Below are 22977 nucleotides of genomic sequence, written 5' to 3' on the forward strand. Positions count from 1 at the left end.
AATTTATAAAAATATATACAAAATTTAGGTTAAATGATATGCTATTTTCAAATCCGAAAGCATCGGTAAAAAGTCCTGGGGGAAACCTGGGACTTTCTTTATTATCTTCAGAGCTGCGGGTTAAAATGTGAAAGCATACGCTCGGGGGTTAGGTAATTGTCGGCAGAAAGCAAAGAATTGTTAGACAAAATGGAAGAAAAACTGGATTCTCTTCTACGAGGCAATGGGGAAGAACTCCAAGCTTATCTCACTAAAATTGACGCAGAAATTGATGTGGTTGATACAAAAGCAAAAGTATATTGCTACATTATTTCTCACGATGGTAACGACAGACCACGAGTAAAGGATTTAGCTAAAGCAGTGGCATCAAGGGTAACAGAGTATGCGATACCAAGAAGCGAGATAGCTAAAGCATATGAGTATATGATAAAGCATAACTCACCCGCAAAATTCTACGAATTACAGGCAAAAGCAAAGAGTCTCTTTACAACCTTGAAAAAAACAGGTGAAGGAGGCGAAATGCTGTTATATATGCTTGCCCAAAGTCAACTTGGATTACCACAAATCCTTTGTAAAATGTCATTAAAAACGAGTTCTCAACTTCATTACAATGGATCGGATGCTATACATATGACGTTCGATAAAACAAATAATAAGCTTGCTCTATATTGGGGGGAAGCTAAACTGTACGAGTCTATTACCAGCGCAGTTACGTCATGCTTGGATAGTATCAGACCGTTTTTATGCGACGACGGGGGTTCTGATGGCAGTCAAATGCGAGATCTACAATTGATCAATAGTTTCATTGATCTTGGTGATCCAGAGTTGGAGGAAGCTCTGTTACGCTTCTTAAATCCTGATGATCCTATGTTCAACAAATTACAATATAGGGCGGTTTGTTTGATCGGATTTAATGATACCACTTACCCGATTGAAGCTAACAGCAAGAGTCATGAACAAGTTTCGATAGAAATTGCAGCAGCCATCTCTAACTGGCAATCACAAATTGGGACAAAATTAAAAGATAGAGCTCCGTTGCATAACTTTCATATGGAGATTTTTTTAGTTCCCTTTCCTTCTGTAAGTGAATATAGAGAGTTTTTCTTAGGAGAAGTAAAAAATGGATAACACAAGTTTTGCATCTAAACTGATTAAGATCGAAGGTTTTCAGCGAAAGTACCTTCCCGTAGTAATTGAATCCGTATCAAACCAATTTATTAATTTAATTACTAGTAACAAAACAGAAGAGCATGACTGGAATTATCTCATAACATGTGCGAGCGCATTTGCACTTTCGGAAGAAAGCGTATGCCTCGACACTGCTTTCCGTATTGCCCATGTCTGCTTGTCATCAGAAACCACAAGCGAAGAACAAAAGGCGGGAGCGGCCGTTGTGTTGGACAGGCTAACAAACTCGCCGTCCCTTAAGTTGGCTATTGAAAGAGGATATCTTTCTAATGATTATGCCGATAAGTTTCCAACCATGTTCCAGCTAGAGCGTATAAACAGAGGCATTCAGTATTCAGTTATTGGAAAAGACATGGAAAGTTTAATTTCTGTTAATCGGTTCCAAGCTGATGTATATAATGGTTCAAGAGAAACCGATTGGTTGAGCGTGTCTGCACCGACTTCTTCGGGAAAGTCTTTTATTCTATTGGAAATTTTAAATGATTTTCTTAAAAATGAAATGAAAAAAATCGTTGTCTATATTGTACCCACACGATCACTTATACAGCAGGTTGAGAATGATGTCGCGCAATCGATTTTAGAACATGAGATCGAAAATGTATTCATTACTTCGGTTCCCTTAGTTCGGAAGGAAAATACGGGACTATCCTTTATTTTTGTTCTAACTCAAGAACGGTATTTATGGTTGTTAAATGAAGAACCAAGTCTTATCGTTAATTTGCTGGTCGTAGATGAAGCTCAAAAAATCGGTGATGGTGCTCGGGGCGTTTTACTGCAACAAGTCATTGATGAGACCGTTCGTCGTTCTGAGAATGTTAAAGTCATATTCTCAAGCCCAATGACATCCAATCCAGAAATTCTGTTGGGACAAGCTCCGACAAAAGCGGAAAAACGACCAATCTTATCCGAACATATTGCTGTAAATCAAAATTTGATTTGGGCATCAGAAGCCTCACGAACAAAGTGGAACATGGACTTATGTCTGGGGAGTGCTACTCTATCGCTAGGCACCTTTGAGTTGCCATTTCGACCTACAAGCGAAGGCAAAAGGTTGCCATTTGTAGTACATGCACTTTCTGATAAATCAGGTGGTAATTTGGTTTATGTCAATGGTCCAGCTGAAGCAGAAAAAACCGCACTTCTTCTATATGATCTGCAAGCAACATCTAACAATATCGGGTTTGGAGATACAATGTCTGACCTGATTCAGCTTACAGACCTAATTGAACTCGTGAAAAAAGCAATTCACCCAAACTACACATTAGCAACCGTATTAGGAAGAGGCGTAGCGTTTCACTATGGTAATATGCCATTATTGGTGAAGAATGAAATCGAACGGCTCTTTAAAGCGGGTATAATTAAATTCCTTGTTTGTACCTCGACATTAATCGAAGGTGTGAACCTCCCAGCTAAGTCGATTTTCGTTCGGAAACCTAAAAAGGGCAATAGAACACCAATGGGAGAAATTGATTTTTGGAACCTCGCAGGTAGGGCTGGGAGGCAAGGTAAGGAATTCCAAGGAAATGTGATATGTATTGATCCGATTCTTTGGACAGTGGAACCGCCAAGAGAAAAAATTAAGTTTCCGATACGACCAACGCTTGATAGTATTATTGTGAACAAGGCTAGTGATTTAATCGAATTCATTGAATTAGGAACACCTAGAGACATTGCACGCAATAACCTCGATTTGGAGCATACATTTGTATACTTCTTCAGCGATTATTTGCGCTACGGAACGGTTGAGGGGCATAAAGGCTTATTGCAAATGGAATCAGGTTTTTCAGATAGAATAGACGAATTATTTAAGGGCGTTGTTGACAAAATCGAATTACCAGATGAAATTATCTTTCAAAATGCTGGTATTAGTCCACTCGCACAGCAGGATCTTTTGGAATATTTCAGAAGATTCGAAGGCGATCCAGAGACGTTAATTCCTGCATTTCCCGAAAATGTAGATGCACTAGACAATTACGTGCGAGTGATCAACCGAATAGGGACTTATTTATCGGGTGATACTGCTCTGTTGGATTATTATCATGCCATCCTCGTTTTGTATTGGATGCGAGGCAAAAGTTTGTCTTTTATTATCGGGAAGAACTGGGCATATTGGCGTACTCGTAATAGATCATTGCCAAGAGTTATTCGCGATTCGATGCAGCATATTGAAGAATTTGCGAGATTTAAGTTCGTTAAATTTTCTTCTTGTTATACAGATGTATTAAAGGTATATTTCGAAGAAAATAATAGACAAGATTTGATTGAAGAGATTCCAAAAATGAATATTTGGCTTGAATTCGGTGCATCCCAAGCGACACAAATATCGTTAATGAGCTTGGGACTTTCACGGACATCTTCTATCGCGCTATCTGAATTCATTGTAGCGGACGGATTAGATGTTTCAGAATGTCTTAAGTGGTTGGAAAGTTTAGATACATCGACATTAGATATTTCATCGATAATAATTACCGAGTTAACACAGGTAGTAGAGCGTCATGGAATAACGAAGAATGTCCAATAAACGGATTTGATCGGTAAATTGGTAGAATATTGAACAACTTCAGCGTTTTTCTAAAATTCTCTGTTCTAATGTACAAATACGTAGTGAAACTATGATACTGAATATTACAACGATAAATGGCGACCATATTGGTCGCCATTTATCGTTGCTTGCATTAATGTTATAAGTACTTCGTTAAAAAAGACTGATACATCATTATTCGCGGGGTAACTATATGTATCCAGGATAAGAATCCCACTAAGATTTTTTCATTAATATCCTTAGATACAGGTACAAAACCTTCCATTATCGAACCATCTTCATTTCTATAAACTATGCTACCTTCTCCATCAGCAACATTAATTATATAGCCACGGTCTAATAAGAAAATGCCATCAATTTGTTCTGTATACCTTATATTGTTTTCTTGGTTGTATTCATCAATCTTATTTTTTATGGTTTCTAACGTCAACTGCGATTCAAAAGCAAAGAGAAAATAAGGTCTTCTTTTTACATATCTGTCCACATCTGAATTCTGCGGCATTCTTATTTCAGTTCCACCGTCAAACGTAATTTTTAGTTCTTTAAACTTTTTGCAATTTTTGAGTATTTCAATTAAGTCTGCACTATTGAGAATACTTTTTACTTCTCCAACACAAGAAACTCCCTCAATAAAAAATCTTGCGGGAGCATGTAAATTTTCATTTATGAATGGATGATATTCGTTCGTAATTATAATATCGGTTTGATTTGATACTTTTCCATCAGTGTCAACTATCTCTCCCTGCCCGATTCGATTGGAGGGAGGAAGATATTCCTTTAAAAAATCACGGATAATATTTTCGACATTACTTCTTTTATTACCTTTGTGATTGTATTTTTCTCGTATGTCTTCTAACTGTAATTCCATCATTTTTTGATATGTAAGTAATGTGTTTTCAAGGCTCAACTTCTCATCTCCTATAACTACAACAGTAATTTCTAATCCACCCTTTTACACTTTTATAAAGGCTTGCAATTGTACGCATCAACTACAACAACTTATTTTTTGCGATCAAATGCTTTTAATACATCTACAATTAAATTATGGATAATTTCAACTTCATCGCTGTCTCTTTCTTGAAGTTTAAGTTGAACTTTGTCGAGCAGTCTCTCCTTAAATAAGTTGTGATCGTTTTTTATAGAAATGAAAAGCTCTTCGGGACTAATTTCTAACGCAATTACTATTCTTTCTAATGTTTCAATTGAAACATTCTTTTCTCCTCTTTCGATCGCCCCTATATACGATTGAGGGATTTCCACCAACTCCCCAAGTTGTACCTGTGTTAAGCCTCTATTTTTTCGAAGAATACGAATACGTTTACCGACTACAGTCATCAAGTTTTGCATAATAATCACCTCTCTTAAAGAGTAGGCAAGATGCAAAAAAACTTAAACGTATTTATAGCATATATTTCCGTTTGAAAATAGATGTTTTAAGAACTATTATTGAATTATTGAGTTAAAACACTCTTAGGGAGGAAAGACATCATGGATAAATTGGTTAATCAAATTGTTATTGAAAATGTTCTTACAGGAAAATTACGAGGGAAAATGGTTTATCAAAGCGCTGTTTCCGTTCATATTGGCAGGCAACTTATGTATATTAAACCATTTGACTTACCTAGTGGAAAAGGATATCAAAGACCTGTAAATATTAAACGCTCTAATGATTTTGCCCAATATTTATCTCTTGGGGATGAAGCATTATTTACACCAATCTTATTAAATGCTGCATCGAATTGGGAATTCGCCCCATATGATCGACAACGTCCAAATTTCGGACGTTTATTATGCAAGGGTAAAGCATCCTTAATGGATGGACAACACCGAATGAAGGGACTGGATCAATACCTTAGTGAAACTAATACTGACCTTTCAGTTCCCTTTTTAGCATTTCACTATCTTGATGAAGATGAAGAGATAAAATTATTTGATACAATTAATACAAAGGCTAAAGGAATCGGATCTTCGCTGAACAAATATCTACGAAGAGACTCCGATGATCTCAGTTGGGTAGCTACAGAACTAATGGTTCGTAAAGAAAGTCCATTTTATCAAATTGGCAGTATAATTGGTAAACGAACAAAAGGTAGGCATGTAACACTTCAAAACTTATATCGTACTCTACAACATCTCTTTTCAGATCCTAAAATTACTCCTTTCGCTAAAGAAGATAAATTCAACATAGCTATTACTTATTACAATGGCATAAGGGAAAGTCTCTTTGAGGAATGGAATGATTACAATGAATACAGGCTAACACACATCGTTTGCTTGGATGCTTTATCGATGGCAGGTAAAAGTCTCTTACTTAAATATATTCACGAAACACGTAAAAAGGTTGATCTTCAGAATGTTATTAAACGTATCCAGAGACTTTCCGTTGTTGACTGGTCATCCAGTGGACCATTGAGATATATTAAAGGTGTTAGCGGATCAAAGTCACTTGCGACAGATTTACATTCGATATTGATTCCTGACTCTAATTAAAAAGATTAGTCGACTGACGAACACTCAATTTATGAATTGAGTGTTCGTTTTTTATAGTAAATACCTTCCAAGTATGTACTATAATTGAGCCAATCAAGTCGCACAGAGAAACTTGCAATAGCCTTTTAAACCAACGCTACTGTCTTCCATGGGGCCGCTGCTAAAGCCAATCATTTCACGATTGAAAAGATCAACAAATAAGCATACGTTGTGCCATTTACTAACTACTCATACATACCTCAGATCACTCACGACAACGGCGAATGGCTCATCCTGAGCAAACATGCGTGTAGTTCATTCTTGGCATTAGACTCGTTAGAATCGCTGTTAAACGGTTTATATTGCGCTACTACGTAATTCGAAAACTAGGCCATGTTTGTTTTTGATTTGGCCGATCTTAGGACGTGAAGCCTTCAACGATTTATTTCTCAGTTCTACCTTGATTTTACGCGTTCCATAGTTGTTTCGATTGGCTATGAAAATTTCCTCAACCACATTCTCCAGTTTCTGCACTTCTTCATTCTCTGGAGGTTCTGGCTTGTAATAATAGATGCTGCGTAATAGTTGCAGGACTTTGCACATTGCTGATACCGAGTACTTGTGTGCGTTATTTCAAATCACATTTTCTTTCGTCCCAGGATCAGCTCGGCTTGCTATAAAATGTAATTCTCCATCCACAGTTGTTGGATTTCTTTAAGTATGGCTAAGAGATCGTTTTCCTCTGCTGTAAGATTATCTTTTTCTTGAAAAGATCCTGTTCTCTGATTTTGTGTGAATCAACAATCCAATGCAGATGCAGTCAGATCATATTTACGAACAAGACTCGCTCTCGATTTTCCGTTCTCATATAACTGAACCATCTGCTTTTTGAATTCGGTCGTAAATGTACGTCTTTTTTGGACATAGTAGATCCGCTACTTATCTGATCTTTTTATTCTACTAGCCCTTATTTTTTCTGTTCATCTTAATGTAGCCGATCCATATCATTTCCGTATTTCTCGATGGCTTCAGTATTATCCCTTATCCCTCTTCACTAAGCGATAGCCTGACTTTGGCATTTTGCCCTGAAACTTCTTAGTCCTAAAATAAGTAACGACGATGAGGTAATACATAGTCCCCCATTATCAGTGTTATGTAATCTATGTGTTGTGCTTTGGGACGATTATTTGTTTGGCAAGGTTAGAAAACTCTCACACTTCACTTCGGTACTCCTTCCATAAAAACGGTGACTAATCTGAATTCTACCGTACACAATACTGTGCAAAAAATAAAAAACGGTTCAAGTATGATCCGTATTATTCCTATAACTATGAACAATTGCTTAATGTGCAGTATCGTTTTTGCTAGGGTTGTTGATATATGCAACAATAATAAGTCATTCGGGCTCTTTCATCACCAATTATTTGTACAAATTATTTAAGTACAGTTTTATATAGATAAGGGCAAGTCATGGAGCGTAGCCTTCGCTAAAAGCGTATAAAGATCGATGCTTTTATTGCCAAAGCGCTCGATTTCGAGCAGTCCGTTAAACAAAGCAAGCGAAGCAACGCGGAAGGAATGCGTCGCATCATTGTCGGGCACGAGGTTATAGCTGCCGTTCCATCTTTTTACGGTATCAAGACTTACGATGTACTGGATAAATTCAAATAAGCCGGCTTGCTTATTGTACTCCTCCAGAAGCCAGAGAATGGAGCGCAGCTCTGTAGCTTGCAATGCTAGCTCCAGCTCCTTATGCTTGGCATGAAAGAAGGGATTTGTATCATGGCGCGATTCCCGGTGACAAAAGAGGTAAGCATCAAACGTATCGATAGCATCGACCAAACGGCCGATATGCGTATTATCCTGTGCATTGACGATATAATCGAATGCCTGTGCTTGCAGCGATTTTGATAGATAGGAAACAATTTCCTTACTCAGCTCCATCTCAAAATCCTGAATATGATTCATGACGAGCGATTCCTTTTTGGTGACATGCTTAATTGAGCCGGTACCCGTATTTTTAAGATCTCCCCAGAGGCATCTGCCGAGAAGCTTAAGCTTGTCGATCGGCTCGTTGAATACCTTTTCCTCGATAATGCCTATCATAATGGACAAAGCGGCGCATCTAAAGCTGTGAGCAGAAGCATTGTCTTCAAAACGCGGAGCGTGCTCACTCCATCTCGGCACGTATTGCATGCGAATAATCGTGTTGGTGAATTTTCCGTTTTTCATAAATCGGCTCCTTAGCTAATCGAAGTTCAAGAGATTCCGTTCATGTGCAGGATTGTCTATGTTATTATAAAGCTTATGTATAGAAACGACTAGATGAGGTAAATGAGGGAATGATGATGCGTGAATTCGGTTTAGCCTTTAATCGATATTTTGAGAAGTGGATGTTTATTATTATCCCAGGCTCCTTAGTACTTGGTTTTATATTTGCTTCGCAGCTTCAACCCTTCATTAAATCCGTGCCCTATTTGTTTGCGTATGTCACGCTGACGATGGCTATTGGCTGCGGCTTGAGCCAATTGCGAGTGGTGATGAAGCGCCCGGGGATCATGGCGCTAACCTTCCTGATTGCCCATGTGCTCTCACCTCTGGTTGCCTATGGTCTTGGCACGCTTGCTTTTGGAGCAAATTCTCCCTATGTAGTGGGACTCGTACTATTTACCATTATTCCGATTGGCGTCTCGACCGTGCTTTGGGTAGGGATGTCCGGCGGCAGCGTCCCGCTCATGCTGGCGATGGTGGTGCTGGATTCCGCGCTAAGCCCGTTAGTTGTACCTGCCGGCATTCATTTCTTCTTTGACTCGGCCGTAGAGGTAAAGGCAGGTCCTATCATTATGGATTTGCTCGTCATTATCGTGCTTCCTACAATTATCGGCGTCGCGCTAAATCAGATGAGCCGCGGCCGTATTCAAAATGCGGTGGCACCCTACACGTCACCGCTCTCCAAGTTTTGTTTTGTTGCCGTTGTCTCGTTGAATGCCTCGGCAATCGCGCCGCATCTGGACAAGCTGAAGCAGGATATGGCGCTGCTCGTTCCGGTTGTAATCGTGCTTGTCGGCATTTGTTATGCTTTTGGTTATATCGGTACTGCCGGGCTGCGGAATTACGAGCAGCAGGTGACGGTGTCGTATGCGACGGGGATGCGCAACATTTCGCTCGGCATCGTACTTGCGCTCGGTTATTTCAGTCCGCTTGCTGCTGTGCCCGTCGTATTATCGATTCTCATTCAGCAGCCGCTCGCTACGGTACATCATTATGTTTTACAAAAACTTAACAAAAACAAGACTGGCGAAAGTACGGCGGCGCATGTACGATAAACGTTGTATGTTAGGTCAGGGGATGTACGACGAAAGCGGCCTGTGCTTGTAAAAACGTAGGGAGTGAACCGGATGAACAGCTTTCGCACCAGGCTGACGCTCATTATGATCGCGATGATCGCATTATCGGTCATTGCAGCAGGGCTATTCATGGTCAAAACTTTTAAAGATAACCATATTAATGCGCTTGAAGACAACATGGTTCGCGAGATGCAGATTATTTCAGCAAAAATGGAATGGAAGTCAGGAGCGCTCCCAGTACTGTACGGTTATTATACGGATGAGGCGAAGGAGCTTAAGCATTATACAGGCGCACGGGTTACTTTTATTCGCAATGACGGCGTGGTGCTTGGCGACTCTGACGGAGATCCGAAGGAAATGGACAATCATCTTGATCGAGTGGAAGTAAAGGAAGCGCTCAAATCAGGAACGGGAAGAGCGATTCGGGCAAGCGAAACGATCAAGCAAAATATGATGTACGTGGCGATCCCTGTAACGATCGTGCCAAATCAAGCTCCGGATGTCATTCGTTTGGCGATGAGTTTGGAGGAGGTGGAAGAAAGCATACGTAAATTGACGGCGCTTCTTTTCGCCGGATTGCTGGTGCTATTCCTTATTGCCGCCTTAATCAGTTATCGTCTTGCGCTAAGTTTGACACGGCCGCTCGAGCAAATTACGAAGGTTGCCAAGCGGATCAAAAATATGGATTACCGGGCAAGGGTAAAGGTTACGAAGCAGGATGAAATTGGGGAGCTGGGTAATGCTATTAATGCAATGGCAGACAGCCTGCAGGTTCAAATGACACGTATCCAGCAAAATGAGAATCAGCTCGAGAGCGTTCTCGATAATATGATAAACGGAATTGTGATGATTGATCGCAACGGGAAAATCGTATTGATGAACAGGCGCGCAGAGGAAGTGCTTGGATTTTCCGCACGCGAGCTTGTCGGACGTCATTTTGCTGAAGCAAAGCAGCAATATGAACTGTCGCAAATGATACAAGAGGGCCTGAAGAGCAGAGCGCATCTGCGAGAGGAAATTACGTTTTATTTTCCGGAAGAACGTCTGCTTGAGCTTAATCTGGTTCCGATTCATCCGGATGGCAATGATTTCTCAGGCGTGCTCCTTGTACTGCAGGACGTATCGGCTATCCGACGACTGGAGCGTATGCGCAGCGAATTTGTCGCGAACGTCTCCCATGAGCTGAAAACTCCGATAACCGCAGTAAAGGGTTTTGCGGAGACGCTGCTTGGCGGTGCGGTTAATGATGAAGAAACGGCGCGTTCTTTTTTGCAAATCATATATGATGAGAGTGACCGGCTCAACCGGCTGATCGGCGATATCTTGGAGTTGTCCAAAATCGAATCGCGCCGCGTTCCGCTTGTATTTTCTCCTGTAGAAGTAGATACCTTTGCAGAGAAGTCGATTAAGCTCTTGGAATCGGAGGCTGCCCGCAAAAGAATCGAGCTCAGCATGAATATCGAGCCAGGCTTATATGTGGAAGCGGATGAGGATCGGCTGCGGCAAATCATTATGAATTTGCTCTCAAACGGCATTAATTATACGCCTGAAGGCGGCCGAGTATCCTTAAAAATTGAAGGCCTCGGCGATGATTACATTCGTATCCAAATTACTGATTCGGGAATCGGCATTCCGAAAAAGGATCTGCCGCGTATTTTCGAACGGTTTTACCGCGTGGACAAGGCGCGTTCGCGCAGCTCAGGCGGTACGGGGCTTGGCTTGTCAATTGTAAAGCATCTCGTCGAGCTGCATAAAGGAACGATCTCGGTTACAAGCTCGGCAGGAGTTGGCTCGACGTTCACCATTGAGCTGCCAGTCCTGCAATAGAAAAAAAGATTTACCTATTCTTCATGAAACCATGATAAACTAGCATTAAACGTCTTAAATATGCGGATGCGGCGCTAGCTTTTTGGCGCCGCCATTCGCGAGGTTGGAGGTAACATGTCGCATAAAGTGCTCGTCATTGAAGATGAACCGACATTAGCAAGGCTTCTGTCGTACAATTTGACCCAAGAGGGCTATGAAACGACCGTTATCGATCATGGCGGAGAAGGCTTGCAAACCGCTTTGCAGCGTAATTTCGATTTGGTCATCCTAGACATCATGCTTCCCGGCATGAACGGCTTTGAAATTTTGAACCGTCTTCGCCAAAACGGCGTTAGAACGCCGGTCATTATTTTAACCGCCCGGAATGCAGAGGAAGAGGTTGTACAAGGTCTGAAGCATGGCGCCGACGACTATATCACGAAGCCATTTGGCGTAGCTGAGCTCCTCGCGCGCGTATCTGCAGTGCTTCGCCGGACACAGCTCGATGACAGCAAGCCGATTGAAACGACGGAAAAGGTTATAACGGCTGGTGATTTATCGATTTATCCAGAGAAATACGAGGTTATTTTAAACGGAGATACAATTCCGCTTAGACCAAAGGAATTTGAGGTTTTACTTTATCTTGTACAGCGCCCAGGCATGGTTATTACGCGGGATGATCTGATGAATGTCGTATGGGGCTTCGATTATATCGGCGGTCAGCGTACGGTAGATGTTCATGTGAGTTCTTTGCGGAAGAAGCTGGAGCTGGGTCAGCAATCGGTTCAAATTGAATCAATCCGCGGCGTGGGCTATAAGCTCGTTATGCCAAAAAAGCTCGTTACCCCGAAATTGTAGGGTGGACGAGCTTTTTCTGATTTCGGAGGCTACTGCCGATTCCATACGAGCATTTTACGCTGGAATTGCTTCGGCGAGCAGTCATTGTATTTTTTAAACATTTTATAAAAATGGGCCATATTCGGCATGCCAATCCGTTCGCCAACCTCTGAAATGCTCAAATCCTTTGTCAATAATATCCGCTCAGCCCACTTCACCTTGCGATAATTCACATATTCCGTAAAAGAAAGACCAATCGTCTTTTTGAAATATTTGACGAAATAGTAGTAGCTCATATTGGCGATTTTGCAAACCTCTTCGACCTGGATGCGATCAGTTAGATGATTTTCGATGTAATCCAGCACCGGCTTAAGCCGGATACGGTCGAAATTATCCTGTTCAATAAGCACCTTCCGGGTATCATGACGAAGCAGCAGCAGCAATATTTGCTTAATGAGCACGCTGACCGCCAGCTCGTAGCCGGTTTCCTTGCGGGTAGCTTCATTCAACATTTGCTGGATGCAGGAAGCGGTTTGCTGCTTGACGTTACTGTTTTCTTGGAAAATGTAATTCGCTTTGCTTAGCGGCATTTGGGTTTCCGAGAAATAACGCATATAAGGAATCGTGCTCTGGTCAAAAAACGGCTCCAAATCAAATTGGAGCACGATGTAATCGAGCAGGCTATGGCTGCGGTCGCGGTGCAGCTCGGAGGCTCCTATGAGCATGACATCTCCCGTCGTCAGATGAAAGCTTTCCTCATCGATATAAACGTCCAGATCGCCTTCAAGAATGAGCAGCAGCTCAAGCTGTTTATGATAATGCCAGTTTGTAAATCCATCAAGATCGCGCATCGTCTGAAAAATCCGCAGCGACAGCAATGGGTTTTCGTATGCGACTTTTTCGTTTATGGCTTCCACTGTATTGCTTCCCCCTTGGCGCTGCATGACAATATCCTTATTGTATTGAAAGCGTTCGTCATTAGCAATAAGGGGAAAACATAATAAAATGTATTTTGTCTGTTAACGCCAGAGAAGATGCATGAAGGCGCATTTATCGTTAGAATAGATTACATAGCAATGATGGGGAACGAAAAGCAGGAGAGGGCTGGACGAAGACTAATGGGACAGGAATTACTTAAGGATTTGGGGCTTGAAAATGTTCTGGTGCTGGATCGTCGGGATGAGCTGTCTGAAGCGGATGTATTATATTCCTTTGCGCTGGATGAGCTGCTATGCCGGAGCACGGGGAAAGGCGGACCGTCAATTTGTCATATATGGCGCCATCCACGCGGCTTTGTGATGGGCTTGCGGGATAGTCGATTGCCTGAAGCTGCTAGTGCAGAACAAGAACTTCAATCAGCGGGGTGGGCGACTGCCGTCCGCAACTCTGGAGGCGCGGCGGTTCCGCTTGATTTGGGAGTGATCAATATTTCATTGATTATGCCGAAGCCATCGGTGGAATCGTTTCATTTCCATGATGATTTTGAACGGATGTACGGGCTGATTCGCCATGCCTTGCAGGAAACGGGCTGTCAAGTCGACAAAGGAGAAATACGAGGAGCGTATTGCCCTGGCGATTTTGATTTGAGTATCAACGGGTATAAGTTTTGCGGCATTGCGCAGCGTCGGCAAACGCATGCTTTCATTGTACAAGCTTTCATTATTACAGAGGGATCCGGTCAGGAAAGGGCTCGTTTTGTGCGGAAATTCTATGATCAAGCAGTAGTCGGTGCGGATTCGAAAGATTATCCCATCGTCGATGCAGATAGCACCGCCAGCTTGGAGCAGTTGACGGGACTCGGCCCTGATGCGGGAGAAGTTTTCGTCGAATCCGTAAAACGGATTATCAGGTCGCTGCAAACGGAAGCGGGCATAATTGACGCCGAGGCAAAGATGGCGATGCCATCCCAAGAGCAAATACGGTCTATGGCTGAGGTTATGCGGGCCAGGTATGCCATTCAAGCGTAATAAGCGGTCTTGCTCATAGATATTCCGCGCATTGCATGAGGTTTTCAGTCGTTTCGGAAAGCTGCTGCTTTAATTGGTGAAGAGGCCATATCCCTTTATTGGCACGGATATCTTCAGCGATCAGCCTGAGCATCCATAGCGAGAATAAGGAAGGGAATGAGATATCATTCGCGGATATATTGGAGGAAGAGCAGGTAGGATATGTTCATTTACCCAAATCTCCTTACCCAGCTGATCATTATTTGTCAGCGGCTTAAACACGAGAACTTCGGCAGCCGTGACATAGATCCTCTCGACACAGCTTCCATTCATTCCCTGATACAGCTTCACTCTCCGCCATATCTTCTCGTCATCGATCCGGCCGTCAGGCTTTATGATGGTAAGCATCATGAATTCTCCTCTCGCAGCTAATCTAAGCAAGTGCTTTCTAACGTTCGGTTTTGCGAATGATCTGATTGATGACTTCCGAGAATACAAGTCCAATTGCGATAGCCCCCGAAATCATAAATGCCTTCACGGCAAGCTGTACCGCGATGTCATAATTGTCTTCGACAACATTCCGCATCGCATCGTAAGCGAGACCACCTGGAACTAATGGGATAATTCCCGACACGCTAAATACAATAATAGGTGTTTTGTAAAGCTTGGAGAACAGCTGGCTTATCACCGTCACGATAAAGGCAGCAATCAGGGTTGCCGGAATCGAGTCTAAATCGAGCTGAATACAAGTCACATAGATCAGCCAGCCAATCATGCCGACAGCGCCGCAGTGCAGCAGCGTCCGCTTCGGCACGTTGAAGATGAGACCGAAGGCTGCCGTAGCTATGAAGCTTGTTATGAGCTGTTCAAGCATCATCAAGATGATGCACCTCCAGATAGCGAATTAACGAATTAGTAAAAGGAAAGCACGGCGGCTATGCCAGCTCCGATAGCGAATGCGGTGAGAAAGGCCTCTGCCCCTTTTGAAAGGCCCGATACGAGATGGCCGGCCATTAAGTCGCGGACTGCCGCGGTAATATGCAGGCCGGGAACCAAGGGCATAACCGAACCGATGATGATTTTATCTAAGTCAAAACCAAAGCCCTTATGTACAAACAGCACGGACAAGGAGCCGATCAGCAAGGCAGAGATGAACTCGGCGAAAAACTTAATCGGCACGATAAGGTGCAGCTGCATCAGAAACCCGAAACCGATGCCGCCAATCAGCATGACAGGCAGAAAGTCGCGCCAGCTGCCTTGAAACATGATGAGAAAGCATCCGCTGGCGATGGCCGCTGCAATAATTTTTAACCAGGTAGGATACACAAAGGCATTCGTATCGATTTCTTGCAGCAGGCGATGCGCATCGCCTGCTGCAAGCTTTCCTGTGCTTATTCTTCTAGAGATATCGTTGACAAGGGATACTTTAAGCAAATTCGTTGACCGCTCGGATATCCGAATGAGCTTCGTCATTTGGGAGGAACCGTCGATGGCAAAAATAATGCCTGTCGGCGTTACGAAGCTATGCGAGTTCTCAATGCCGTAAGCTGCCGCAATGCGAACCATCGTGTCCTCGACACGGTAGGTTTCGCCCCCGTTTTGCAAAATGATTTTGCCGGCCAATAAGCAGATTTGAGTGATTTCATGACTGTTTATAATGCTCCTATTCAATTTGGCCTGCCTCCTTGTCCAAGCGAAGTGTAGTTACTTTCCGCTTCTCATTTGCTGCTCGAATTCCAAGCGAATCCGCGCAAGCAGAGCCGGATCAGCAAATACGTCGAACGCGGTAGCGGCAAGCATTTTGGCGCCGAATAACATCCCGTCAAGCGCATAATCGGTCATGGCAGCATCGCGGAACGCTTCCGTATGAAGCAGCAGCCGATCTTGAACAACTTTGACGAAGGGATGGATTGCCGGACAGCGGACCGAAACGTTGCCGAGATCCAAGGATCCGTGATCCTTGCCGATCTCGATTTGTTCCGGACGGATGCCGGCTTCAATGAGATTTGCGTTAAACTGCTCGGACAGCGCTTCATTAGTGAGCAGCTCGTCATAGGAGAACTCAAATTGATTAGTCGTCAGCGTGCATCCGGTTTGCAGAGCAGCGCCTTCCGCGCAGCGCAGCACCTTTGCGGTTAGCTCATCCGTGTAAGTGCGGGAAGCCGAGCGGACGTAAAATTTGGCTGAAGCATAGTCTGGAATGATGTTCGGCGCTTTGCCGCCGTTGTCGATAATGCCGTGAATACGCGCATCGCTGCGTGTCTGCTGACGAAGCGCATTGATACTGTTAAACAGCTGAAGCACCGCGTCGAGCGCGTTTATGCCTTCATAGGGACTTGCCGCTGCATGGGCTGATAGGCCGGTGTATTCAAATTGGATCGCATCCAGCGCCAGCGATTCGCCAGATTGCTCGAAGGTATGGTACGGATGGGCCATTAGCGCAAAGTCGCAGTCATCGAATAAACCTGCTGCCGCCATCGGTACTTTAGCACCGCGAGTTTCTTCGGCAGGTGTGCCGTAAATGCGGATTTTACCGCCAAGCCCGCCAGCTAGCAGCGCGGCTTTGAGTCCGACAGCCGCTGCGACGCTCATGGAGCAAATCAGATGATGACCGCAGGCATGCCCGATTACCGGCAGCGCGTCGTATTCGCATAGGAAGCCTACTGTTGGTCCTGGTTTATGGGTATCGAATACGGCGATAAAAGACGTTTCGATGTCCAGGATACCGCGCTCCACCTCGAAGCCGTATTTGGATAACTCCGTACATAACAGCTCCGATGCAAAAAACTCTTCATGGCCAAGCTCCGGCCGGCTGCCTACGGACCGCGATATGTCGCGAAACGCCTCTGCGTATTGATCAATTTCATTGAAAACAAGTTTTTTATCGGTCATATTATTATTAAACCTCCTAAAGGGTCTCGAAGCATGGAAATTCGCAGGAAAAGCGCACGGGTGTGCTTATAGCTCTAAAAGTAATAGGCTTTTGCAATGCGTTCTATCCATTCCGCGCACGCCAAGCAGCGAAGCGCTATCGCATGCCATGTATTTTCTTGAATTGCTCGGGGCTTAGTCCTTCAAGCCGCCTGAAGACGGAGCTGAAGTAGCTTGGGGAGTCGAAGCCGACGCGGCTGGCGATTTCATGCATCTTAATTTCACTCTCACGGAACATAAGCTCCTTGCTCCGATTGACGCGTTCCCGGTTGACATATTCCATTGGCCGCATTTTTAGCGCTTTCTTGAACAGCAGGCATAAATACTGCGGCGTTACGTCGATGCAGCCTGCCATATCCTTTATCGTAATGAGCTCATTATAATGCGCTTCAATATATTGCAGGACGGGCTGCAGCTTTAAGTAGTTCTGCTCCACGGAATGCGAGCTCACAAGAATAACCTTCATCAAATCGAGCAAAAACATGTAAACCTGCTTCGAGCATTCGAGCCCCAGAAAAGCACGGCCGGATTGCGTCATGGCGTAAATGTTTTTCATATGGGTAACAATCATATCATGATCAGCGGTAGAATAGACACCGGATTGCGTGATTCCGGCCTGCCTGAACAGCTTGTCGGATAAGTCCCCGCGAAAGCTCATCCAAATCACATCCCACGGCTCTTGGATTGAAAAATATTGATGCTGCTCGTTCGGAAACAAGCAGAACCCTTGGCCGGCCCGCACCGTCATCCTCTGATCGCCGACATGCAGCTCGCCCGAGCCGTCAATGACCTGGAGCCATTGAAAATGAGGATACCCGTTCGGGCGGTCGATCGGCTCTTGATTGCTCCAATGCCCGATACTCGTGAGATAGACGGGGAGCGTCGTGTCCGACTCGGTCAAAATCGGAAAAACCATCGTATCGATAATCGCCGCCTCCAGTTTCATATTTTTAAAGTGATGCGAATATACTGTTATTTTGTTACTCATTTGAACGAGTTATAATATGAATATCATTATAGTATATCCAAACAGTATATCCAATAATGGCTGCAATCAAGATGAAACTGGAGGTCGCTGAGATGAGTTTGAAATTTCCGCCGATTAGTTCAAAAATTCCGCAAATGCTGCATGGTGCAGATTATAATCCGGATCAATGGCAAAAATACCCCGAGGTGCTGGAAGAAGACATCCGGCTCATGAAGCTTGCGCACTGCAATGTCATGTCGGTTGGTATTTTTGCTTGGATGGCTATTGAACCTGAGGAAGGCGTATTTACATTTGATTGGCTGGATACGCTGCTTGATAAGTTTGCTGCTAACGGCATCTATGCGCTGCTCGCTACCCCAAGCGGTGCGCGTCCGGTATGGATGTCTCAAAAATATCCGGAAGTGCTGCGCGTAGCACCGAACGGCATCCGCAATTTGCATGGCGCACGCCATAACCACTGCTTTAGCTCGCCTGTTTACCGCGAGAAGGTAACCATTATGAACACGAAGCTGGCTGAGCGTTATTCCGATCACCCGGCTGTCATTGGCTGGCATATTTCGAATGAATACGGCGGCGAATGCCACTGCTCGTATTGCGAAGATGCATTCCGCGGCTGGCTAAAAAATAAATACGGTTCCCTCGAAGCGCTTAACGATGCTTGGTGGACGACATTCTGGAGCCATACGTATACGGATTGGAGCCAAGTTGAGTCTCCGACGGAACGCGGCGAGAAGGCCGTTCATGGTCAAAATGTGGACTGGAGAAGATTCGTAACGGATCAAACGGTTGATTTCTGCCGTAACGAGATCGAACCGCTGCGCGCTGCAAACAGCGAGCTGCCGATTACGACAAATTTCATGCTTGATTTTGAGCCGCTTAACTATTGGAAGTTTACAGAGCTTCTCGACATGATTTCATGGGATGCTTACCCGACATGGCATGACAACGGCGGGGATGACAGCGAGCAGGCGGCTTGGATCGGATTCAACCATGATGTATTCCGTTCTTTGGGCGGAGGTAAGCCGTTCATGCTGATGGAGAGCACGCCGAGCATGACGAACTGGCAGCCGGTCAGCAAGGTGAAGCGCCCAGGCATGCATATGCTGTCCTCGCTTCAAGCCGTCGCGCATGGTTCGGACACCGTTCAATATTTCCAGTGGCGCAAGAGCAGAGGCTCAAGCGAAAAGCTTCACGGAGCGGTAGTTGACCATGTTGGGCACGAGCACACGCGCGTATTCCGTGATGTTGCCGGGCTGGGTGAGACATTGGAGAAGCTGACAGAGGTTGTCGGAACGACGGTGAAGCCGGAGGTTGCGCTCATTTACGATTGGGAGAACCGCTGGGCAGTGAAGGATTCGCAGGGCCCTCGCAATGGAGGTCTGCATTATGAAGAAACGGCGAAGCGCCATTACCGTCCTTTCTGGGACTTAGGGGTACCGGTTGATATTATCGATTCGGAATGCCCATTCGATTCTTATAAAGTGCTGGTAGCTCCAATGCTCTATATGGTTCGACCAGGCGTTGGCGAGCGGATCGAGCGTTTCGTCGAAAATGGCGGTACTTTCGTTGCTACCTACTGGACAGGCATCGTTGATGAGAATGACTTATGCTTCCTAAATGGTTTCCCGGGACCTCTGCGGAAGACACTAGGCATTTGGTCCGAGGAAATCGATTCTCTGCATGATCATGATTCCAACCGTATCGTTTTGAATGACGGCAACGCGCTTGGCCTGAGCGGCGAGTACACGGCGCGCGAATTATGCGACCTCATCCATCTGGAGGGAGCAGAAACGCTTGCCGTATACGGCGAAGACTTTTACGCTGGACGTCCGGCATTGACGGTTAACCGTCTGGGGGCGGGCAAGGCTTACTATATTGCTTCCCGCAATGAAGCAGCCTTTACAAACGATCTGCTGGCGCGGATTGTCGAGCAAGAGGGCATCAAGCGCGTGCTGAATACGGAGCTGCCGCAGGGTGTAACTGCACAACTGCGTACCGATGGCATAAGCGATTATGTATTCGTGTCTAATTTTAGCGCGAACGAGGCTTCGGTTGCCCTTGATGGCCGTGCCTATACCGATTTGTTAACGGGGGAAGCGGCTGGGAAGAGCGTCGATCTTGGCGCTTACAGCTGCCGAATTTTGAAAAGGGCTTCCGAATAATCATTATCCATTATAAAAAGCTGTGTGTAACGTACAAGATCTTGTACGCTGCGCACAGCTTTTTTTGATATATAAGAATTTATATGTTTTCACATATAAATGTGCTTATATATCTCCGCGAAACGACTGCTTTTGCCACAGAGGACGGCGACAGCCATTTACGCTTGCGTTTCCCAAAAGAATCATTTTACCGAATATAAAAAAATATTGTCGAATTTAACATTCCGATAACATTTCTGCTTATTCCTGTTGATGCTTCCGACCTATAGTGGGTGAATAAGGAAATAGAAGGAAGGTGATGAGGAGTGACATCGACTGTTCTGGATAAACTAATACCCTCGGTAAACGAAAAAAATGAGAATATTGATCCGAAAGCACCACTTAACGGAAAAGATCCGCAGCAAACAAAAGTAGGAAAGCCGGCTGCTGGACAAGTCATTGATCAAACGGTTCAACAGCTTACCGCAAAGTCAAAGCCAGCCGTGTCCGAGTCTGCAGCCTTGAGGCATTTTTTGCGTCAAGCACCGACAATTGGAGCAGAGCGGACCTGCCGGGAGACGATTGCGGTGTTCAAAAAGCACCCGGAAAGCGAATGTATCATTGTGACTGACGAACAAGGGACTCCCATCGGATTAATGATGCGAAATCGTTTCTTCTTGAAGCTGGGACACCGCTTTAGCGCCGACTTGTATGATGATAAGCCGATTACGAAGCTGATGGATGCATTGCCTTTGCTGGTAGACTATGAGGATGAGCCGCAGCAGTTGATCGACAGCGCCTTAAGCCGTCATGACAGCGTCCTATATGATTGCGTCATCGTCACGGCTAACAACAGATTGGCAGGCGTTTTGACCGTATCCGACTTGCTTAAGCTGTCCAGCATGCTGCAGCAGGAAGCGGTTGCTGCCCAAATGAGCACGATTCGCTCCGCAGAGCAGCGAGTGAAGGAGATTGAACAGGCAGTTAGCAGCGTTCGCGAGTCCACAGCGCAGGGCGAGTCCTTGTCTGTGGAGATGGTCGATTTAACCCTAAGCGGCAAAAACGAGCTGGATAAGGTCACGAAAGCATTTGATGCGATTGCCGCAAACTCGCAGCTGCAAGAAAAACGCATGAACGAGCTGCAGTCGGAAGCGGGTTCCATCAGCAAAGTGTCCTTGTTAATCAAAGAGCTTGCGGAGCAAAGCAATTTGCTTGCGCTTAATGCTTCTATAGAAGCAGCGCGTGCAGGCGAGCATGGGCTCGGCTTTGCGGTAGTAGCCGGCGAAGTGATGAAGCTCGCGGGACAAACGAAGAAATTCGCGAATGAAATCACAACTTTGACGAGAACCATCGTAGAAGCTATTTCACAAACGGCGACTCTAGCGCAAACCGGCCGTACGGAGACCATTGCAAGCGAAGCCCATGTCAATGAAGCGGTAGACGCATTTAATCGTTTGTTCCGGGCAGCGGCGGATAACCGGAACAGTGCGCAGCTTATTGGATCATTGACGGAGCAGGCGCATCAGCAATCCGTTCATGTAGCCGGCGAAATGGAAAAATTGCAGCAATCGTATTTTTAACATGGAGTTTACAAAAACAGAATACGAGGTTTACAAACGGCTAGTATTATAAGAGGCACAGGGGCTGACCCTAAGAGAAAAATAAGAGGAGTGGTAGTGTTGTTGAAGAAAAAGGGCTTTAAGGGGATCTTGATGTTGTCGATGGTGGTGCTGCTCGCATTTGCGGCTGCATGTGGAAATAATACAAACGGTGGAAATACAGGTTCAGAAAATACAGGCACTTCGAATAACGCAACAAACGCTCCAACAGAAGAAGCGGTTAAATTGTCAGGCGAAATTAAAATTGACGGTTCAAGCACAGTTTTCCCTCTAACAGAAGCAATCGCTGAAGAATTTAATAAAGAGCATGCAGATGTACGCGTACCAGTCGGCGTATCCGGCACAGGCGGCGGCTTCAAGCAATTTTGCGCAGGCGAGATCGCAATCGCAGACGCTTCCCGTCCAATCAAAGACGAAGAAGCAACAGCTTGTAAGGATGCAGGCATCGAGTACACTGAGCTTTCGGTAGCATTTGACGGTTTGTCCGTAGTTGTTAGCAAAGACAATGATTTCATCGATCACTTGACGGTTGAAGAGTTGAACAAAATTTTCCTAACAGGAAGCACGGTTACAACTTGGAAAGATGTTCGTGATACATTCCCAGCTGAACCAATCGTGATGTTCTCGCCAGGCGCTGATTCCGGAACATATGACTATTTCAACGAAGCAATTCTAGATAAAGCAGGCATTCGCAACGATAAAGCAATCAGCTTCTCCGAAGATGACAACGCGCTCGTTCAAGGCGTATCCGGCAGCAAATACGGTCTCGGCTACTTCGGCTTTGCATACTTTGAAGAAAACCAAGACAAATTGAAAGTTGTGCCAATTGACGGCGGCAGCGGCGCAATCACGCCGACTTATGACACGATTAAAGACGGAAGCTACGCTCCATTGTCCCGTCCGCTTTATATCTATGTAAACAATAAAGAGCTTGAGCGTCCAGAAGTAAATGAGTTCGTGAAATACTACATCAACAACATTGGAACATATGCAGGCGAAGTTGGTTATGTTGCGCTTCCAGATGAGCAATACGCTACAGAAGCAGCAAAAATCCAATAAACAGCAAACAGGCTGAGTGAAAAATGTGGTGTCTCGAGGGACATCACATTTTTCTCGGCACATATGTAAACGAATTGTAAAGGCAAGAAGGAGGACGCCGCAAT

Annotated in this window: 21 protein-coding genes; 10 read left to right on the forward strand and 11 right to left on the reverse strand. The window is 44.7% G+C overall.

The features are described 5' to 3' along the window. Positions 1 to 156: 156 nt before the first annotated feature. Both RCO25_RS27735 and RCO25_RS27740 read left to right on the forward strand, forming a co-directional pair. A complete protein-coding gene (locus tag RCO25_RS27735; RefSeq protein WP_308999322.1) occupies positions 157 to 1128 on the forward strand; it encodes a HamA C-terminal domain-containing protein in 972 nt (323 codons plus the stop codon). After that, positions 1121 to 3709: a DEAD/DEAH box helicase gene (locus tag RCO25_RS27740; protein ID WP_308999323.1), complete on the forward strand. Its 2589-nt coding sequence runs from the start codon at positions 1121 to 1123 to the stop codon at positions 3707 to 3709. The genes RCO25_RS27735 and RCO25_RS27740 overlap by 8 nt, the downstream gene beginning before the upstream one ends. Before the next feature lie 160 nt (positions 3710 to 3869). Here RCO25_RS27740 and RCO25_RS27745 read toward each other — a convergent pair whose 3' ends face one another. Next, the gene (locus RCO25_RS27745; protein WP_308999324.1) at positions 3870 to 4637 is read right to left on the reverse strand and encodes a DUF6602 domain-containing protein; all 768 of its coding nucleotides are present in this window, start codon (positions 4635 to 4637) and stop codon (positions 3870 to 3872) included. Positions 4638 to 4729: 92 nt separating this feature from the next. Then, a complete protein-coding gene (locus RCO25_RS27750) occupies positions 4730 to 5077 on the reverse strand; it encodes a helix-turn-helix domain-containing protein (RefSeq protein ID WP_308999325.1) in 348 nt (115 codons plus the stop codon). Positions 5078 to 5218: 141 nt separating this feature from the next. Between RCO25_RS27750 and RCO25_RS27755 the strand changes: the two genes are divergently transcribed. Then, on the forward strand, positions 5219 to 6220 hold the full coding sequence (locus RCO25_RS27755; RefSeq protein WP_308999326.1) for a DGQHR domain-containing protein: 1002 nt from the start codon (positions 5219 to 5221) through the stop codon (positions 6218 to 6220). 336 nt (positions 6221 to 6556) lie between these two features. Here the strand turns inward: RCO25_RS27755 and RCO25_RS34945 are convergent, their stop codons facing one another. The 3 genes from RCO25_RS34945 to RCO25_RS27765 all read right to left on the reverse strand — a co-directional run bounded on the left by RCO25_RS34945 (position 6557) and on the right by RCO25_RS27765 (position 8431). Then, on the reverse strand, positions 6557 to 6802 hold the full coding sequence (locus RCO25_RS34945) for an IS3 family transposase (RefSeq protein ID WP_374992178.1): 246 nt from the start codon (positions 6800 to 6802) through the stop codon (positions 6557 to 6559). Positions 6803 to 6996: 194 nt separating this feature from the next. Next, positions 6997 to 7131 (reverse strand): transposase, encoded by a 135-nt coding sequence (locus RCO25_RS27760; protein WP_308999351.1) that lies wholly within the window; start codon positions 7129 to 7131, stop codon positions 6997 to 6999. A 517-nt stretch (positions 7132 to 7648) separates the two neighbouring features. After that, positions 7649 to 8431: a YfbR-like 5'-deoxynucleotidase gene (locus RCO25_RS27765; RefSeq protein WP_308999327.1), complete on the reverse strand. Its 783-nt coding sequence runs from the start codon at positions 8429 to 8431 to the stop codon at positions 7649 to 7651. Positions 8432 to 8541: 110 nt separating this feature from the next. Here RCO25_RS27765 and RCO25_RS27770 point away from each other — a divergent pair, with 110 nt between their 5' ends. From RCO25_RS27770 to RCO25_RS27780, 3 genes are all read left to right on the forward strand, one after another. Further along, the gene (locus RCO25_RS27770; protein ID WP_308999328.1) at positions 8542 to 9525 is read left to right on the forward strand and encodes a bile acid:sodium symporter family protein; all 984 of its coding nucleotides are present in this window, start codon (positions 8542 to 8544) and stop codon (positions 9523 to 9525) included. Positions 9526 to 9597: 72 nt separating this feature from the next. Further along, the gene (gene pnpS / locus RCO25_RS27775; protein ID WP_308999329.1) at positions 9598 to 11373 is read left to right on the forward strand and encodes a two-component system histidine kinase PnpS; all 1776 of its coding nucleotides are present in this window, start codon (positions 9598 to 9600) and stop codon (positions 11371 to 11373) included. Between the two features lie 114 nt (positions 11374 to 11487). Continuing rightward, the gene (locus RCO25_RS27780; RefSeq protein ID WP_308999330.1) at positions 11488 to 12210 is read left to right on the forward strand and encodes a response regulator transcription factor; all 723 of its coding nucleotides are present in this window, start codon (positions 11488 to 11490) and stop codon (positions 12208 to 12210) included. 29 nt (positions 12211 to 12239) lie between these two features. Here the strand turns inward: RCO25_RS27780 and RCO25_RS27785 are convergent, their stop codons facing one another. Beyond that, complete coding sequence (locus tag RCO25_RS27785) at positions 12240 to 13106, reverse strand: AraC family transcriptional regulator (RefSeq protein WP_308999331.1); 867 nt, start codon at positions 13104 to 13106, stop codon at positions 12240 to 12242. Between the two features lie 201 nt (positions 13107 to 13307). On the opposite strand from RCO25_RS27785, the gene RCO25_RS27790 reads away from it, so the two are divergent. Further along, positions 13308 to 14156, forward strand: coding sequence for a lipoate--protein ligase family protein (locus RCO25_RS27790; RefSeq protein WP_308999332.1), 849 nt, complete (start codon positions 13308 to 13310; stop codon positions 14154 to 14156). A 120-nt stretch (positions 14157 to 14276) separates the two neighbouring features. On the opposite strand, the gene RCO25_RS27795 is transcribed toward RCO25_RS27790, so the two are convergent. The 5 genes from RCO25_RS27795 to RCO25_RS27815 form a co-directional block, all read right to left on the reverse strand. Then, positions 14277 to 14546: a hypothetical protein gene (locus RCO25_RS27795; RefSeq protein ID WP_308999333.1), complete on the reverse strand. Its 270-nt coding sequence runs from the start codon at positions 14544 to 14546 to the stop codon at positions 14277 to 14279. 37 nt (positions 14547 to 14583) lie between these two features. Beyond that, positions 14584 to 15012 (reverse strand): threonine/serine exporter family protein, encoded by a 429-nt coding sequence (locus RCO25_RS27800; protein WP_308999352.1) that lies wholly within the window; start codon positions 15010 to 15012, stop codon positions 14584 to 14586. Positions 15013 to 15047: 35 nt separating this feature from the next. Beyond that, positions 15048 to 15806: a threonine/serine exporter family protein gene (locus RCO25_RS27805; RefSeq protein WP_308999334.1), complete on the reverse strand. Its 759-nt coding sequence runs from the start codon at positions 15804 to 15806 to the stop codon at positions 15048 to 15050. Between the two features lie 33 nt (positions 15807 to 15839). Then, positions 15840 to 17027: a M20 family metallopeptidase gene (locus RCO25_RS27810; RefSeq protein ID WP_308999335.1), complete on the reverse strand. Its 1188-nt coding sequence runs from the start codon at positions 17025 to 17027 to the stop codon at positions 15840 to 15842. A gap of 136 nt (positions 17028 to 17163) precedes the next feature. Further along, the gene (locus RCO25_RS27815) at positions 17164 to 18012 is read right to left on the reverse strand and encodes a helix-turn-helix transcriptional regulator (RefSeq protein ID WP_308999336.1); all 849 of its coding nucleotides are present in this window, start codon (positions 18010 to 18012) and stop codon (positions 17164 to 17166) included. Between the two features lie 134 nt (positions 18013 to 18146). Between RCO25_RS27815 and RCO25_RS27820 the strand changes: the two genes are divergently transcribed. The 3 genes from RCO25_RS27820 to RCO25_RS27830 all read left to right on the forward strand — a co-directional run bounded on the left by RCO25_RS27820 (position 18147) and on the right by RCO25_RS27830 (position 22873). Next, positions 18147 to 20216, forward strand: coding sequence for a beta-galactosidase (locus RCO25_RS27820; protein ID WP_308999337.1), 2070 nt, complete (start codon positions 18147 to 18149; stop codon positions 20214 to 20216). A 305-nt stretch (positions 20217 to 20521) separates the two neighbouring features. Continuing rightward, positions 20522 to 21775: a methyl-accepting chemotaxis protein gene (locus tag RCO25_RS27825; RefSeq protein ID WP_308999338.1), complete on the forward strand. Its 1254-nt coding sequence runs from the start codon at positions 20522 to 20524 to the stop codon at positions 21773 to 21775. Positions 21776 to 21874: 99 nt separating this feature from the next. Continuing rightward, entirely contained in the window at positions 21875 to 22873 is a 999-nt protein-coding gene (locus RCO25_RS27830) for a PstS family phosphate ABC transporter substrate-binding protein (protein ID WP_308999339.1), read from the forward strand. Positions 22874 to 22977 lie beyond the last annotated feature (104 nt).

Source organism: Paenibacillus sp. LHD-38 (assembly GCF_031157315.1).
Taxonomy (GTDB): domain Bacteria; phylum Bacillota; class Bacilli; order Paenibacillales; family Paenibacillaceae; genus Pristimantibacillus.